The organism is Streptomyces sp. NBC_00094 (assembly GCF_026343125.1).
In the GTDB taxonomy this organism is placed as follows: domain Bacteria; phylum Actinomycetota; class Actinomycetes; order Streptomycetales; family Streptomycetaceae; genus Streptomyces.
In genome coordinates this window covers 5,734,208-5,749,888 of the sequence record NZ_JAPEMB010000001.1, presented here as the reverse complement: position 1 = coordinate 5,749,888, position 15,681 = coordinate 5,734,208, and the positions used below count along the sequence as shown (strand labels likewise).

Annotated in this window: 12 protein-coding genes; 2 read left to right on the top strand and 10 right to left on the bottom strand. The window is 71.7% G+C overall.

Annotated features, from left to right (window positions below; genetic code table 11):
- Positions 1-73: 73 nt before the first annotated feature.
- Complete coding sequence (locus tag OG580_RS25640) at positions 74-205, bottom strand: hypothetical protein (protein WP_267046017.1); 132 nt, start codon at positions 203-205, stop codon at positions 74-76.
- A gap of 406 nt (positions 206-611) precedes the next feature.
- Between OG580_RS25640 and OG580_RS25635 the strand changes: the two genes are divergently transcribed.
- The gene (locus tag OG580_RS25635; protein WP_267046016.1) at positions 612-1,502 is read left to right on the top strand and encodes an alpha/beta fold hydrolase; all 891 of its coding nucleotides are present in this window, start codon (positions 612-614) and stop codon (positions 1,500-1,502) included.
- A 76-nt stretch (positions 1,503-1,578) separates the two neighbouring features.
- Here OG580_RS25635 and pruA read toward each other — a convergent pair whose 3' ends face one another.
- Both pruA and OG580_RS25625 read right to left on the bottom strand, forming a co-directional pair.
- Positions 1,579-3,210, bottom strand: a complete 1,632-nt coding sequence (gene pruA, locus OG580_RS25630; RefSeq protein ID WP_267046015.1) for an L-glutamate gamma-semialdehyde dehydrogenase — start codon at positions 3,208-3,210, stop codon at positions 1,579-1,581.
- Between the two features lie 250 nt (positions 3,211-3,460).
- On the bottom strand, positions 3,461-4,387 hold the full coding sequence (locus OG580_RS25625) for a proline dehydrogenase family protein (protein WP_267046014.1): 927 nt from the start codon (positions 4,385-4,387) through the stop codon (positions 3,461-3,463).
- Between the two features lie 182 nt (positions 4,388-4,569).
- Between OG580_RS25625 and OG580_RS25620 the strand changes: the two genes are divergently transcribed.
- The gene (locus tag OG580_RS25620) at positions 4,570-5,682 is read left to right on the top strand and encodes a CdaR family transcriptional regulator (RefSeq protein WP_267046013.1); all 1,113 of its coding nucleotides are present in this window, start codon (positions 4,570-4,572) and stop codon (positions 5,680-5,682) included.
- Between the two features lie 13 nt (positions 5,683-5,695).
- Here OG580_RS25620 and OG580_RS25615 read toward each other — a convergent pair whose 3' ends face one another.
- The 7 genes from OG580_RS25615 to OG580_RS25585 are packed head-to-tail and all read right to left on the bottom strand — an operon-like array spanning position 5,696 to position 15,406.
- The gene (locus OG580_RS25615) at positions 5,696-6,736 is read right to left on the bottom strand and encodes an aldo/keto reductase (RefSeq protein WP_267046012.1); all 1,041 of its coding nucleotides are present in this window, start codon (positions 6,734-6,736) and stop codon (positions 5,696-5,698) included.
- Positions 6,733-10,656: an ABC transporter ATP-binding protein gene (locus tag OG580_RS25610; RefSeq protein ID WP_267046011.1), complete on the bottom strand. Its 3,924-nt coding sequence runs from the start codon at positions 10,654-10,656 to the stop codon at positions 6,733-6,735. The genes OG580_RS25615 and OG580_RS25610 overlap by 4 nt, the downstream gene beginning before the upstream one ends.
- Entirely contained in the window at positions 10,653-12,047 is a 1,395-nt protein-coding gene (locus OG580_RS25605) for an LLM class flavin-dependent oxidoreductase (protein WP_267046010.1), read from the bottom strand. The genes OG580_RS25610 and OG580_RS25605 overlap by 4 nt, the downstream gene beginning before the upstream one ends.
- On the bottom strand, positions 12,031-12,876 hold the full coding sequence (locus OG580_RS25600) for an ABC transporter ATP-binding protein (protein ID WP_267046009.1): 846 nt from the start codon (positions 12,874-12,876) through the stop codon (positions 12,031-12,033). The genes OG580_RS25605 and OG580_RS25600 overlap by 17 nt, the downstream gene beginning before the upstream one ends.
- The gene (locus OG580_RS25595; RefSeq protein ID WP_267046008.1) at positions 12,852-13,787 is read right to left on the bottom strand and encodes an ABC transporter permease; all 936 of its coding nucleotides are present in this window, start codon (positions 13,785-13,787) and stop codon (positions 12,852-12,854) included. Before OG580_RS25595 ends, OG580_RS25600 begins: the two co-directional genes overlap by 25 nt.
- Positions 13,784-14,857 carry an ABC transporter substrate-binding protein gene (locus OG580_RS25590; protein ID WP_267046007.1) on the bottom strand — a complete coding sequence of 358 codons (1,074 nt, stop codon included), beginning with the start codon at positions 14,855-14,857 and terminating at the stop codon, positions 13,784-13,786. The genes OG580_RS25595 and OG580_RS25590 overlap by 4 nt, the downstream gene beginning before the upstream one ends.
- Positions 14,858-14,902: 45 nt before the next feature.
- Positions 14,903-15,406: a flavin reductase family protein gene (locus tag OG580_RS25585; protein ID WP_267046006.1), complete on the bottom strand. Its 504-nt coding sequence runs from the start codon at positions 15,404-15,406 to the stop codon at positions 14,903-14,905.
- Positions 15,407-15,681 lie beyond the last annotated feature (275 nt).

The following is a 15,681-nucleotide window of genomic DNA, read 5'->3' as shown; positions in this document are numbered from 1 at the left end:
ACGCTGCGTCCATCATGTGGACGAACGGACAGCCCGAACGGACGAAGGGCCCCCGAACGGGGGACCCTTCGGATCAGTGGCCGGTGGAGCCGCCGTTGTCACGGCGGTCGAGGGCGCGCTGGAGGGCGGCGGCGGCGTTCTGGCGGGCCTCGTCACCGGAGCGGTTGACGGAGTGGCGGACGCGGCGGGTGGTCTGAGTGGCCATGAGGGATCGACTCCTTGAGATCAGTGATGACCCGAAAGTGCGGAGATCAGTGGTGATCGAAGGCGCCGGCAGGGGCGGGGAGCGCCGCCGCAGGGGTTGCCTGCACAGGGGCGTCGCGCTCTCGACCGCCATTCGCTGATGTAGCGAGACGTTCGGCTTCTACAAAGCTAGGGCAGGGCGCCGCATCTGTCTCCACAATTACTCGGACTTCCTACTATCTGAGACGGCGTGGGACCGAGAGTCCTCCGGGGGTCGCACGACGGTCATCCCGCGAGGACCACTCCGCGACGGCCCGCGGCTCCCGGAGCACACACTCGACTAACCGGTCACTACACATTGACAGGTTAGGTGATCACCTGATTGAGTCTTCCCATAACCAGTCACACGCATATAAGGGGTTAGAGAGATGACGACCGTGCTGCCGACCCACCACCGCACCGCCACCGTCCGCGGCCACGAGATCTCCTACCGCGAGGCGGGCCCGGCCGACGCCCCCGTGCTGCTCCTGCTCCACGGCTTCCCCACCAGCTCGCACATGTTCCGCGACCTGATCCCCCTGCTCGCCGACGACTACCGGCTGATCGCCCCCGACCACCTGGGCTTCGGCCGCAGCGCCGCCCCCTCCGCCGCGGACTTCGACTACACCTTCGCCGAGCTGGCCGCGCTCACCGCCGAGTTCACCGAGGTCCTGGGCCTGGACCGGTTCGCCCTCTACATCCAGGACTACGGCGCCCCCATCGGCCTGCGCCTCGCGCTCGCCCACCCCGAGCGGATCACCGCGATCGTCACCCAGAACGGCAACGCCTACGAGGAGGGCCTCGGCGCCGAGGCCTGGGCCCCGGTCCTCGCCCTGATCGCGGACCGCACCCCCGAGACCGAGGAGCCGGTCCGCGCCATCCGCTCCCTCGACGGCATCCGCTGGCAGTACGAGACCGGCGTCCCCGCCGCGTACCGCGACCTCCTCAGCCCCGACGCCTGGCACCACGACGCCGCCCTGATGGCCCGCGAGGGCCAGGACGAGATCCAGCTCGGCCTCATCGCCGACTACGGATCCAACTTCGACCTCTACCCCGCCTTCCAGGAGTACTTCCGGACCTCCCGGGTCCCGCTCCTCGCCGTCTGGGGCGAGGGCGACCAGGTCTTCGTTCCGGCGGGCGCCGAAGCCTTCCTCCGCGACCTCCCCGACGCCGAGGTCCACCTCCTCCCCACGGGCCACTTCGCCCTGGAGACCCACGCCCCGGCCGTCGCCGGACTGATCGGCGACTTCCTGGCCCGGCGCGTCGTGAAGGGGGAATGAGAACCGCCCCCGTCCTCGAGTTGGGGGAACTGAGGAGGGGGGCGGTGTCAGGGGGCCTCAGGGAGGCCGGGGGGCGTCAGCCCATGTGCGGGTAGCCGTACTCGGTCGGCGGGACCAGCGTCTCCTTGATGGCGCGGGTCAGCGTCCAGCGCATCAGGTTCTGCGGGGCGCCGGCCTTGTCGTTCGTACCCGAGGCACGGCCGCCGCCGAAGGGCTGCTGGCCGACGACGGCACCGGTCGACTTGTCGTTGATGTAGAAGTTGCCCGCCGCGAAGCGGAGCTTCTCCATCGTGTACGCGGCCGCCGCACGGTCACCGGAGATGACCGCGCCGGTGAGGGCGTAGTCCGAGACCGACTCCATCTGGGTCAGCATCTCGTCGTACTTCTCGTCCTCGTACACGTGGATCGCGAGGATCGGGCCGAAGTACTCGGCCTTGAAGACCTCGTTCTCCGGGTCGGTGCACGCGATGACGGTCGGGCGGACGAAGTAGCCCACCGAGTCGTCGTACGTGCCACCGGCGATGATCGTGCAGGTCGGGTCGGCCGCGGCACGGTCGATCGCGGCCTTGTTCTTGGCGAACGAGCGCTCGTCGATGACGGCGCCGATGAAGTTCGACAGGTCGGTGACGTCACCCATGGTGATGCCGTCGATCTCGGCCGCGAACTCCTCCTTGAAGCCGTCGTTCCAGATGGAGGCCGGGATGTACGCACGCGAGGACGCGGAGCACTTCTGGCCCTGGAACTCGAAGGAGCCGCGGTTCAGCGCGGTCTTCAGGATGGCGCGGTCGGCGCTCGGGTGGGCGACGACGAAGTCCTTGCCGCCGGTCTCGCCGACGATCCGCGGGTACGAGCGGTACTTCTCGATGTTGGTGCCGACCGTCTTCCACAGGTGCTGGAAGGTCTTGGTCGAACCGGTGAAGTGGATGCCGGCCAGGTCGCGGTGGTTCAGGGCCACCTCGGAGACGGCGATGCCGTCGCCGGTCACCAGGTTGATGACGCCCTTCGGCAGGCCGGCCTCCTCCAGGAGCTCCATGAGGAGCACGGCGGAGTGGGTCTGCGTCGGGGACGGCTTCCAGACCACCACGTTGCCCATGAGGGCGGGGGCGGTGGGCAGGTTGCCCGCGATGGCCGTGAAGTTGAACGGCGTGATCGCGTAGACGAAGCCCTCCAGCGGGCGGTGGTCCAGACGGTTCCACACACCCGGGGAGTTGGCCGGCGGCTGCTCGGCCAGGATCTGGCGGGCGTACGCCACGTTGAAGCGCCAGAAGTCGACGAGCTCGCACGGGGTGTCGATCTCGGCCTGCTGGGCGGTCTTCGACTGGCCGAGCATCGTCGAGGCGGCCAGCGTCTCGCGCCACGGGCCGGCGAGCAGCTCGGCGGCGCGCAGGATGATCGCGGCGCGGTCGTCGAAGGCCATCGCGCGCCAGGCCGGAGCCGCGGCGAGGGCGGCGTCGACGGCGTCCTGGGCGTCCTGCGTGGTGGCGCCGCGGAAGGTGCCGATGACGGCCTTGTGGTTGTGCGGCTGGACGACCTTGAACTCCTCGCCGCCACCGAGGCGCTTCACGCCACCGATGGTCATCGGCAGCTCGCGCGGGTTCTCGGCCAGCTCCTTGAGCTTGACCTCGAGACGGGCGCGCTCGGGGGAGCCGGGGGCGTAGCTGTGCACCGGCTCGTTGACCGGAGCGGGGACCTGGGTGACGGCATCCATGGGGTACCTCTTCCGAGTGAATGCTGGGCTTCAGCGGCGATTGAGCGAAGCGTTTGGGCGTACGTTTGGCGGCGGTCAGGGCTTGACCGTCATGAGTCCACTGCGGTGGGCAAGTGAGAAGCCTCAAGGGGCGGAGTCACAAGTCGCAGTACTCCTTTGCGACACGGGCCGACGCGGTCGGCCGATGAGATGAGCGGTGTCTGTCGAAACCCTGCTCCAGGGTGCTGGCAGACGCCGCTCATGTCGTTGATCAGCCCTTGGTGAGGATGGAGCGGACGAAGAAGAGCAGGTTGGCCGGCTTCTCCGCGAGACGGCGCATGAAGTAGCCGTACCAGTCGGTGCCGTACGCGGTGTACACACGCATGCGGTGGCCCTCGGCGGCGAGACGGTTCTGCTCCTCGCCACGGATGCCGTAGAGCATCTGGAACTCGTACTCGTCCAGCTTGCGGCCGGCGCGGCGGGCCAGCTCCTGGCCGATGGAGATCAGACGCGGGTCGTGCGAGCCGATCATCGGGTAGCCCTCGCCGTCCATCAGGATCTTCATGATCCGGACGTACGCCTTGTCGATCTCGGGCTTCTCCTGGATGGCGACGGAGGCGGGCTCCTTGTAGGCGCCCTTCACGATCCGGACACGGGAGCCGTTCGCGGCGAGGCGACGGGCGTCGTCCTCGGTGCGGAAGAGGTAGGCCTGGATGACGCAGCCGGTCTGCGGGAAGCCCTTCCGCAGCTCCTCGTGGATGGCGAACATCGAGTCGAGGGTGGTGTGGTCCTCGGCGTCCAGGGTGACGGTGGTGCCGATCTCGGCGGCGGCCTCGACGACCGGGCGGACGTTCGCGAGGGCCAGCTCGTGGCCGTTCTCCAGCGACTGGCCGAACATCGACAGCTTCACGGACATCTCGGCGCGGGCGCCGAGGCCCAGCTCCTTGAGGCGGCCGATGAGCTCCAGGTAGGCGTCCCGGGCGGCGTACGACTGCTCGACGGTGGTGATGTCCTCACCGACGACGTCGAGGGTGACCTCCAGGCCGCGGTCGCTCAGCTCCTGGACGATCGGGACGACGTCGTCGACCGACTGACCGGCGATGAAGCGGGCGACGACCTGCTTGGTCCCGGGGGCGGCCGAAACGAAACGGCGCATCTTGTCGCTGCGCGACGCGGCGAGGATCACGGGACCCAGCACGGGGCACCTCCAAAAGGACAGTGACGAAGGGGGCTGTACCCGATCTTTCGTAAGAAACGGGTAACAGCACGGAGAACCACCGTGAAACCTATGGATCGCTCCGATCCTCTGCCATCGACAGCTGTCACGCATCCGTGCGCGGCATCTCATACATGTGTCTGAAGGGGTGCGAGAATGGCCCCGTGAAGGGCGATTACCAGGAACTGGTCGACGAGATCTCGGCGCTGCTTGCCACCCCGGCGACGCTGGAGAACCGTGATTTCGGGCTGATCGCCTTCGGGGCGCACGACAGCGACGACGACGCCGCGATGGACCCCGTCCGGACGCGGTCGATCCTGACCCGGAAGTCGACCCCGGCGGTCCGCGCCTGGTTCGAGGGCTTCGGCATCACCCGGGCGACCGGCCCGGTCCGCATCCCGGCCGCCCCGGACGCGGGTGTCTTCCGGGACCGGATCTGTCTTCCCGTACGCCATCGGGGTGTCGTCCTCGGGTACGTCTGGCTGCTGGACGCCGAGCCCGGCCCCACACCCGCCCAGCTCACGGCCGCGATGGAGGTCGCCACCCGGATCGGCGGGCTCCTCGCCGACGAGGAGCGCGCGGACTCCGACCTCTCCCGTGAGTTCGTCGCGGTGCTCACCGCCGGGCGCGGCTGGCAGAGCGACATGGCCGTCGCGGCGCTCCGGGCGGCTCTGGGCCCCAGCGCGGACGGCCTGCACACGGTCGTCTGCGTGACCCCCTGGCAGGGCGAGGCCCCCTCGATCCGGGCGGTCCCCGGCGCGGCGGCGGTCGCCACGCTCCCGGAGAGCGAGTCCCTCGCCGTCCTCGTACGGCTGCGCACGGCCGAGGACCTCTCCCCCGCCCGTGTCGCCGCGGACCGGCTGCGCGCCGCCGTGCCGGCCGGCATCGCGAACCCCCGCCGGGGCCTCACGGAGCTCCCGGCGGCCTGGCGCGAGGCCAGTACCGCGGCGCGTGCCGCGACGGCCCAGCCGACGCTCGGCCCGGTCGCGGAGTGGGCCGGGATCGGGCCGTACCGCCTGCTCGCGGCGCTCTACCACCCCGAGATCGACCCCGTCGTCGCGCCGCTGCTCGCCCCGGCCCACGCCGAACTGGCCCGCACGGCCGAGGTGTTCCTCGACAACGCGGGCCAGGCGGGCCGCACGGCGGCGGCCCTGGGCATCCACCGGCAGACCCTCTACTACCGGCTGTCCCGGGTCGAACAGCTCACGGGTCTGGACCTGGACGACGGCGAGGACCGCCTCCTGCTCCACATGTCCCTGAAGTCCGCCAAGCTGTAGACCCGGTGGCCGGTCAGGGCCGGGGACGGCGGCGCAGGCCGGGCTCCCCCAGCGCGGACGGCACGTACCCGGCGTCCCTGGCCGACAGGTTCGTGCCCGGCGGCACGATCTTGTCGATCCGGTCGAGGACGTCCCGGCTCAGCCGGATCCGGTCCGCGCCGAGCTGCGCCTCCAGCTGCTCGAAGGTCCGCGGGCCGATGATCGCCGAGGTGACGGCGGGGTGCTCCAGGACGAAGGCCAGCGCGAGCTGGACGAGCGTCAGTCCGGCCTCCTCGGCGAGCTGGGCCAGCGCCTCGGCGGCGTCGAGCTTGGCCGCGTTCTCGGGGTCGCCGATGTCGAAGCGGGCGGCCTGCCGGTCGATGCGGCTGGACGCGGGCTGCTCCGCCCCCTTGCGGTAGCGGCCCGAGAGCCAGCCGCCGGCCAGCGGGCTCCAGGTGAGCACGCCGAGCCCGTAGCGCTGGGCGACGGGAAGCACCTCACGCTCCACGCCGCGGGCCAGCAGGGAGTACGGCGGCTGTTCGGCGACGACGCGTTCGCGGCCCCGGCGCTCGGCGATCCACTGGCCCTCGACGATGGCGGAGGGTTCGAAGGTGGAGGTGCCGATGTAGCGGATCTTGCCCTGGCGGACGAGATCGGTCAGGGCACCGAGCGTCTCGTCGAAATCGGTCTCCGGCTCGGGCCGGTGCACCTGGTAGAGGTCGATCCAGTCGGTGCCGAGGCGACGCAGGCTGTTCTCGACCTCGCGGACGATCCAACGCCTGCTGTTGCCGCGCTCGTTGGGGTCGTCGCCGAGACTGCCATGGAATTTGGTGGCCAGGACGACGTGGTCCCGGCGGGCTCCGGCGAGGGCCTTGCCCACGATCGTCTCCGACTCCCCGGCCGAGTAGACGTCGGCGGTGTCGACGAAGTTGATGCCCGAGTCCAGGGCCCGGTGGATGATGCGGACGCTGTCGGCGTGGTCGGTGTTGCCGCGGGCGCCGAACATCATCGTGCCCAGGCACAGCGGGCTCACCCTGACGCCGGTGCGGCCCAGCAGGCGGTGTTCGGTGGTCATCGCGCACTCCCTTGAACGAGTCGGTCGTCGTGATCCGCCGCCGGACGGGCGGACGGGGTCGTGGTGGTCGTGGTGGTCGTGGCGCTCTGCCGGTAGGCGTCCCAGAGGCGGCGGTAGGGTCCCTGGCCCGCGAGGAGCTGGGCGTGGGTGCCGCTCTCCACGACGGTGCCCGCCTCCAGGACGATGACGCGGTCGGCGCGCGCCGCGGTGGTGAGCCGGTGCGCGACGACGAGCGTGGTCCGTCTGCGGCTGAGCGCGTCGACCGCCGCGGCCACACGCCGCTCGGTGGCGAGGTCCAGCGAGGCGGTCGCCTCGTCGAGCAGCAGGACGTCGGGGTCGACGAGCTCGGCCCGGGCGAGCGCGAGCAGCTGACGCTGCCCGGCCGAGAGCCCGTGACCCCGCTCCCCCACGGGCGTCAGGTAGCCGGCCGGCAGCGCGGCCACCGTGTCGTGGGCCCCGACCGCCCTGGCGGCGGCCTCCACCTCGGCGTCGGTGGCGTCCGGGCGGCCGTAGGCGATGGCGTCGCGGACGGTGACGCCGAACAGATGCGGCTCCTGCGGCACGATGCCCAGCCTGCGGCGGTAGCCGGTCAGGTCGAGATCGCGCAGGTCGTGCCCGTCCACCCGTACCGTCCCGGCCACCGGGTCGTAGAACCGGGCCAGGAGCTTGACGACCGTGGACTTGCCCGCGCCGGTGGTCCCCACGAGCGCGACCGTCTCGCCGGGGGCGACACGCAGCCGGACGCCGTGGAGCACGTCCCGTTCCCGGCCGCCCGCGTAGTGGAACGACACGTCGTCGAACTCGATCTCACCGCGCAGCGAGGTCACCCGACGCGGTGCCGCCGCCGGGGGTGTGGCGACGGGGGTACGCATCAGGGCGCGCAGCCGGCTCATCCCGACGACCGCCTGCTGGTAGCCGTCGAAGACCTGGGACAGCTGCTGGATGGGCGAGAAGAAGAGTTCGACGTAGAGCAGGAAGGCGATCAGCGTCCCGGCGGTCAGCTCCCCGGAGCGCACCTGTCCCACGCCGACGGCCAGCACCGCGGCGGTGGACAGCGTGCCGAGGAACTCCACGAACGGGAAGAAGGTGCCCATGTAGCGCTGTGCGCGCAGCCGCGAGTCGCGGAACGACCAGGCGAGGGCGGCGAAGTGGTCGGCGTTGTGCCGCTCGCGCCGGAACGCCTGGGTGACGCGCAGCATGCCGACGTTCTCCTGGAGGCAGGCGTTGACCGTACTGATCCGTTCCCGGGCCTCCAGGTAGGCGGGCACCGAGTAGTGGCGGAACACGGCGGTCGCGCCGATCAGCAGCGGCAGCGCGGCGAGCAGGACGAGCGCGAGGCCGGCGTCGATCACGAGGAGCGCGGCCAGGACACCGAGGACGGTGAGGAGGCTGACGACCGCGGTGATCAGACCGGTCTGGAGGAAGTTCGACAGGGCGTCCACGTCGGTGGTCATCCGCGTCATGATCCGGCCGCCGAGCTCCCCCTCGTAGTAGTCGAGGCCGAGTCGCTGCAACTGGGCGTAGGTCTTGATCCGCAGGGTGTAGAGGAGTCGCTCGCCGGTGCGTCCCGTGGTGCGGACCTGGGCGACGCCGACGAGCCAGTTCAGGCCGACGACGACGGCGGCCGTCGCCGATGCCGCGAGCAGGACGCCCCGGGCCTGGGCCGCGACGCCGCCGTCCACGCCGTGGCGTACGAGGACGGGGACGGCGATCTGGGCGAGGGCGTCCACGGCGACGAGGAGAAGTCCGGCGAGCAGCGGCACCCGGAAGGGCCTCAGGAGGGTGCCGAGATGGAACGAGGGGTCGGCCGAGACCGCCTGTTCCAGCGGCACCTCGGGGTCGTCCTCGGGCAGCGGAAGGCGTTCGAGGGCGGCGAGGAGTTCGGGGGTGGGCGGTGCGGAGCCGAGGACTCCGCCACCCGGTCCGCCGCGGCCCGGCCCGGAGGTGGCCGCGGCCTCGGCGAGCGCATGGGCGGCCCGTACGGCCGTGGACTCGTCGTGGACGCGCCCGGACTCCGCGGGGCGACGCCAGAGCTCCTCGGTGACGCCCCGCGCCGGGGCCGGGGCCGCAGCCCGCTCCCCTTCGTCCCCGTCCATGGCCAGGAGCGAGCGGAACAGGGCCGAGCGGGAGCGCAGCTCGTCCAGGGTGCCCGTGTCGACGATCCGGCCGCCGTCCATGACCGCGATCCGGTCCGCGAGCTCCAGCGTCGATTCGCGGTGGGCGACGAGGACCGTCGTACACCGTCGCCCGGCCTCGCGGAGGGACGCGTGGATCTCGGCCTCGACCCGGGCGTCGATCGCGGAGGTGGCGTCGTCGAGGACCAGGACGGCGGGGTCGCCGAGCAGGGCACGGGCGAGCGCGATCCGCTGGCGCTGGCCGCCGGAGAGCGTCAGCCCCTGCTCCCCGACGAGGGTGTCGTAGCCGTCGGGCAGCCGCTGGACGAACTCCTCGGCGCACGCCAGCCGGGCGGCCGCCCGGATCTCCTCGTCGTCGGCGTCCGGACGACCGTAGGCGATGTTGGCCCGTACGGTGTCGGAGAGCAGCAGGCTCTCCTCGAAGACGAAGCCGATACGGGAGCGCAGACCGGCCAGGGAGTGCTCGCGGACGTCGTGCCCGCCGACCCGGACCGTGCCCGCATCCACGTCGTAGAAGCGGGGCAGCAGCGCGACGGCGGTGGATTTTCCGCATCCCGCCGGGCCGATGAGCGCGAGCGTCTCACCCGGGCGTACGTCCAGACTGAAGCCGCGCAGCAGGGGCTCGCCGGTCCCGTGGGCGAAGGTCACGTCGTCCCAGACGAGCGCCGGGAGGCCGGCGGGCAGGCCGCCGGCGCCCGGGGCGTCGGCGGGCAGGTCGCGGACGTCCGGGGCGTCGGCGGACAGGTCGCGGGCGCCCGGGGTGTCGGTGATCCCTGGCTTCTCGTCGATCACCTCGAAGACGCGCTCCGCGCCGGCCCTGGCCTGCTGCCAGACGGTGAGCAGGGTCGCCACCTGCCGGACCGGGGTGACGAAGGAGCCGAGGTAGGCGGTGAAGGCGAGGAAGGTGCCCAGCGACACGCGGCCGTCGAGCGCCAGCCACCCGCCGAACACGAGGACCGCCACCTGGCCCAGCGCGGGGACCGCCTGCAGTGCAGGGTTGTAGCGGCTGGTGAACGCGACGACGCGCAGCCGGGAGGAGAACAGTCCGCGGACGCGGCGCTCCAGCCCCTCCAGCTCGCGCCGCTCCTGACCGAAGCCCTTGACGATCCGGACCCCGGTGACCGTGGCCTCGACGGCGGAGGCGACCTCGGCCGCCTCCTGCTGGGCGTGCCAGTTGGCGGGGAACAGCGTGCGCCTGCCGCGCAGCGCGATCAGCCACAGGAGCGGGCCGACGACCAGGGCGACGACGGTGAGCAGCGGCGAGAGCCAGGCCATGAAGACCAGCGAGACGCCGAACATCAGGGCGTTGCCGGTCATGTTGGGCAGGAACTGCAGCAGTGTCTGGATCAGGGTGATGTCGGAGATGGAACGGCTCACCACCTGGCCGGTGCGCAGGTCGTCCTGCTGCGTGCCGTCCAGCCGCAGCAGTGCCGCGAAGGCGTCGTTGCGCAGGTCGTACTGGACCCCCAGGGAGAGCCGTCCGGAGCAGTAGCGGCGGACGAAGCTCCCGGCGAAGCGCACGGCGCCGATGCCGGTCAGCAGCAGGATCCAGGGGGTGAGGGACGCCGTCGTGGAGTCGGCGGCACCACCGGCGACGCCGTCGACGACATGGCGCAGCAGGAGGGGCAGCGAGGCGGTGGCGACGGCCGCCACGGCCGCGGCGCCGAAGGCGAGCAGGAGGTCGGTGCGGCGGCGGAGGCAGTACCCGCCGAGGCGGCGCGCCCAGCCGGGGCGCGCCGCTCCCGGGGCAGGGCCGCCGCCCTTGTGCGGGGGACAGTCGCTCACCGGGTCTCGACCAGACCGATGCCGAGGTGGCCGGCGTCGTGCTCCACGGTGTCGAACAGGCGGTTGGCGGGGCGGGGCAGGCCGTAGTGGTCCCGCAGGGTGGTGCCGGTGTACTCGGTGCGGAACAGCCCGCGCTCCTGGAGGAGCGGCACCACCCGGTCGACGAAGACCTCCAGGCCCGACGGCAGGACGGCCGGCATGATGTTGAAGCCGTCGGCCGCGCCGCTGACGTACCAGTGCTCGATGGTGTCGGCGATCTGCTCGGCGGTACCGGCGAACGTACGGTGTCCCCGGCCGCCGCCCAGCCGTCCGATCAGCTGGCGCACGGTGAGGCGTTCGCGGCGGGCCAGCTCCACGATCAGTGTGTAGCGGCTCTTCGCGCCCTCGATGTCGTCCTCGGTCGGGATGTTCTCGGGCAGTTCGGCGTCCAGGTCGAGCTCGTCGGGCGCGATCCGCAGCCGCTGGGCCAGCTGGCGCTTGGCGTACTCCGGCACGATGAGCCGGTCGAGTTCGGCGTCCAGCTCGCGGGCCTCCTCCTCGGTGTCGCCGATGACGGGGACGATGCCGGGGAGGATCTTGATGCCGTCGGGGTCCCGGCCGAGCGCGAGTGCCCTCCGCTTGACGTCCTTGTAGAAGGCGATGCCCTCCTCCAGGGTCTGCTGTGCGGTGAACACCGCCTCGGCGTAACGGGCGGCGAAGTCCTTGCCGTCCTCGCTCGACCCGGCCTGCACCAGGAGGGGGTAGCCCTGGGGGGAGCGCTCGACGTTCAGCGGCCCCTCCACCCGGAAGAACTCGCCCCGGTGGCCGACGGGCCGGACCCGGTCGGCGCGGGCGTGGATCCCGCCCTCCTTGTCCGCCACCACCGCGTCGTCGGCCCAGCTGTCCCACAGCTTGGTGGCCACGTCGACGAACTCGGCCGCGCGCCGGTAGCGCTCGCGGTGCAGCGGGGTGTCGTCGAGACCGAAGTTGCGGGCCGCGTCCGCTCCGGCCGTGGTGACGATGTTCCAGCCGGCCCGCCCGTTCGACACGTGGTCGAGAGAGCTGAAGCGGCGGGCCAGGTTGAAGGGTTCGTTGTAGCTGGTGGAGGCGGTCGCGATGAGCCCGATGCGGCTGGTGACGGCCGCCAGGGCCGTGAGCAGCACGGTCGGCTCCAGCTTGCTGACGGGCCGGCGCCCGGGGTCCCCGTGCTGGACCGGGCTGTCCGCGAGGAAGACCGAGTCGAGCAGGCCGCGTTCGGCGATGCGGGCGAGGTTCTGGTAGTGCGCGATGCCGGTGCCGCCGTCGGCGGGGCTCTCGGGGAGTCGCCAGGCCGCCTCGTGGTGGCCGACCGACATCAGGAAGGCGTTGAGGTGGAGGGGCTTGCGGCCGGGACGGTCAGACGTGTGCGGCATGGGAGTGGTCCTCCTGGCGGGGGGCGGGGGTGTGCGGTGCGGAGTGCACGCCGAGCGAGGCGAGCAGGGCGTCGCGGTACTGCTGGAACCGCGGGTCGCGCCGGTTGCGCGGGGTGGGGAGGTCGATGGTGAGGTCGACCGAGATGCGCCCCTCGTCGAGGACGAGGACGCGGTCGGCGAGTTCGACGGCCTCGTCGACGTCGTGGGTGACGAGGAGGACCGCGGGCCGGTGGCGTTCGTACAGTTCGCGCAGCAGGTCGTGCATCTTGATCCGGGTCAGCGCGTCGAGCGCGCCGAACGGCTCGTCGGCCAGGAGCAGTTCCGGATCGCGTACGAGCGCGCGGGCGAGCGCGGCCCGCTGCTGCTCACCGCCGGACAGTTCGTGCGGCCAGGACCGCTCGCGGCCGGCGAGGCCCACCTCGGCGAGGGCGGTCCGGCCGCGCTCCTGGGCACCGGGCCCTCGCAGTCCCAGGGTCACGTTGTCCAGGACCCGCAGCCACGGCAGCAGCCGGGAGTCCTGGAAGGAGAGCGAGACCCGGTCGGGAACGAGCAGCTCCCCCGATCCCTCGACGTCGTGGTCGAGACCGGCCACGGCGCGCAGCAGGGTGGACTTGCCGGAGCCGCTGCGCCCGAGGAGGGCGGTGAACTCCCCTGCGGCCAGGGTGAGATCGATCTCCTTGAGGATGATCCGATCACCGAAGCGGCGGACCAGGCGGCCGGCCCGTACGGCGGGCCCTGCCCCGGGAGCCCGCCCGTCGGGGGTCGGAGCCTTGAGGTCGGAGGGGCGCGGATCGTGTTCCCTCGTCAGCCCGCCAGCGTGCGTCGCCATGACAGGGCCCTCCTCTCGACGGCTCGGACGAGGGCGTCGGAGGCGAATCCGAAGGTTCCGTAGGCCACCAGGCCGACGATGATCACGTCGGACTGGGCGTACTGCTGGGCCTGGAACATCATGTAGCCGATGCCGCTGGTGGCGTTGACCTGCTCGACGACGATCAGCCCCAGCCACGACGAGGTGACGCCGAGCCGCAGCCCCACGAAGAAGCCGGGCAGTGAACCGGGCAGGACGACCTTGCGCAGGAACTGCCATCTACCCAGCTCCAGCACCTCGGCGAGCTCCACATGACGGCTGTCGATGCTGGTCAGCGAGGCGTACGTGTTGACGTACACGATCACGGCGACGCCGAGGGCGATGACGGTGATCTTCATCTGCTCGCCGATGCCGAGCCAGAGGATCAGCAGCGGCAGCATCGCGAGCGACGGTATGGCACGCTTGATCTGGAGAGGCCCGTCGACGAGGTACTCGCCGGTGCGGCTGAGTCCGGAGGCGACGGCGAGCAGCACTCCCGCGCCGACCCCCAGCAACAGCCCGAGGCCGGCCCGCTGCAAGGAGACGAGCACATTGCCCTGGAGGCGGCCGTCCTCGATCAGTTCGACGGCCGTGGAGACGACCGCCCCGGGCCCGGAGAGGATGCGCGGGTCCAGATAGCCGGCCGCGGAGGCGGTCCACCAGACGGCGACCACCAGCGCGGGGCCGAGGAGCCGGCCGAACGGAACGCCCCGGCCGGGGCCCAGACGTCGCCGCCTGTGGACGCGGGTGCGGTGCGCCGCGACGGCGTCCGGGGGCGCGGCGGCCGGCTTCCGGGCCGCGGCCGTGGGGGCCGTCGTGTCGTCCGGCTCCCGCGGCGGGGCCGGCGCGTCCGCCGGGACGAGGGTGCGGACATCGGTCAGGGCGTCGGTCATGACCCCTCCCGGTACTGGGCGGGTACGGCGCCGGCCGCGAGGCCCTCGAAGCGCCGGTCGAACAGCGTGGCGGCCTCCAGCTTCGGCACGAACCCTCCCTCGGCCAGCAGGTCGGCGGTCTCCTGCTCCCAGGCGATGGCCTTGTCCCAGGAGACGGGGAACTGCGGTTTGGCGAGGGAGGCGACGATGCGGCGGCCGTCGGCCTCCTTCACGCCCTGGTCCTTGACGTAGTAGGCGTCGATCCAGCGGTCGGTGTTCTCCCACGCCCACACCACGCCCTGGGCCCACAGCGGGACGAAGCTGCGGACGGCCGCGGCCTTCGCCGGGTCGTTCAGCACCTCGACGGGGGCCCAGAGGACGGTCAGCAGGTCGATGACGTCGGTGGCCACCCGGCGGGCACCGTCCTTCGCGTACTGGGTCAGGTACTTGGTGAGCGTCGGCTCGCCCAGGGGCGCGACGTCGACCTGCTTGGACTGCAGCGCGGTGAGGAACTGCGTGCTCGGCAGTTCGACGAGATCGACGTCGCCGTTGGCGATCCCGGCCTGCTTCAGCGCGCGCAGGACGACCACGCCCTGTGCCTGCCCCTGCGAGAAGGCGATCTTCCTGCCCCGGAAGTCCGCGACGCTCCGGAGCTCGACGCCGGGTGCGGTGGCGAAGACGTACGAGGGCTGTCTGCGCACCTGTACGGCGACGATGCGGGACTCCACGCCGATGGCCTCGGCCTGGATCGGCGGAATTCCGGCGTTGCTGGCCAGGTCGATGGAGTGCGCCCGGAATCCCTGGATGATGTCGGGTCCGGCACTCAGATTGGGCCACTCGGAGACGGTGAAGGGAAGTTTCTTCCCGATACCCGATTCCTCGAATTGAATGCGCGCGCTGCGGACGGCGACGGTCAGCGACGTTCCGGCGGGCGGCGGGCCGGTGGGCAGCTCCTTCAGCGGTACGGAATGGGCGGCGTTTCCGGTCTGGGGTGCGCATCCCGCGGCGGCGAGGACGGCGCCGGACGCGAGGGCGAGAAACCCCCTTCGGGCGAGGGCGGGGGACGGTGGCGGGTGCGGGAAGGAAGGCATGGGAGGAGTTCCTGTCGGGTGCGGTGCTCGCGGGCGGGGGGAGAGTCAGAGGGAGTGGTAGCCGCCGTCGTGGAACAGCAGCGGGCGCCGGTCCGTGTCCTGCCAGGCGTCCACGACACGGCCGATGACGATGCGGTGGTCGCCGGCGGGGACGAGCTGCTCGATGTCGACGCGCAGCCAGGCGGTGACGCCGTCGAGGACCGGGGCGCCCTGCGCGAGCCGCCGCCAGCCGGTGGGGTGGGCGAATCTGTCGATGCCGCTGGTGGCGAAGCGCCTGGCCAGGTCCTCCTGTTCGGCGCCCAGGAAGTTGACGACCGCCGACGTGGCGCGCTCGATGTGCGGCCAGGAGGAGGAGCGGGTCGCGATGCCGAAGGAGAGGAGCGGCGGTTCGAGGGAGAGGGAGGTGAGCGAGGTCGCGGTGAAGCCGACGGGGCCGGCTCCGGCGTCCGCGGTGACGACCACGACGCCGGCCGGATAGGCGCGGAACGCCTGCTTGAAGAGGCCGGGTGCGAGACCGGCCGCGGGATGCGAGGACAACGAGACAGTCATGTTTCCCCCGGGCGACGGAGAGGGACGTACGGGACGGTGAGGGCGCGGGCGGGACCCGGACACGGCGGACCCCGGCACGGCGGTACGAGGGCACGGCGGACCCGGGCACGGCGGTACGAGGTCACGCGGCGCCACAGGGGCACGGCGACGGAAGGCCGGGACGTCACGCGCACGGAAAGGCGCGCACATGGAATCCGGGATCAGGAGCGGAAGCGGAAGTCGGGAATACCGCTCGAATTACCGGGCGACGCGGCAGGGACAACAGGAACGCCGGG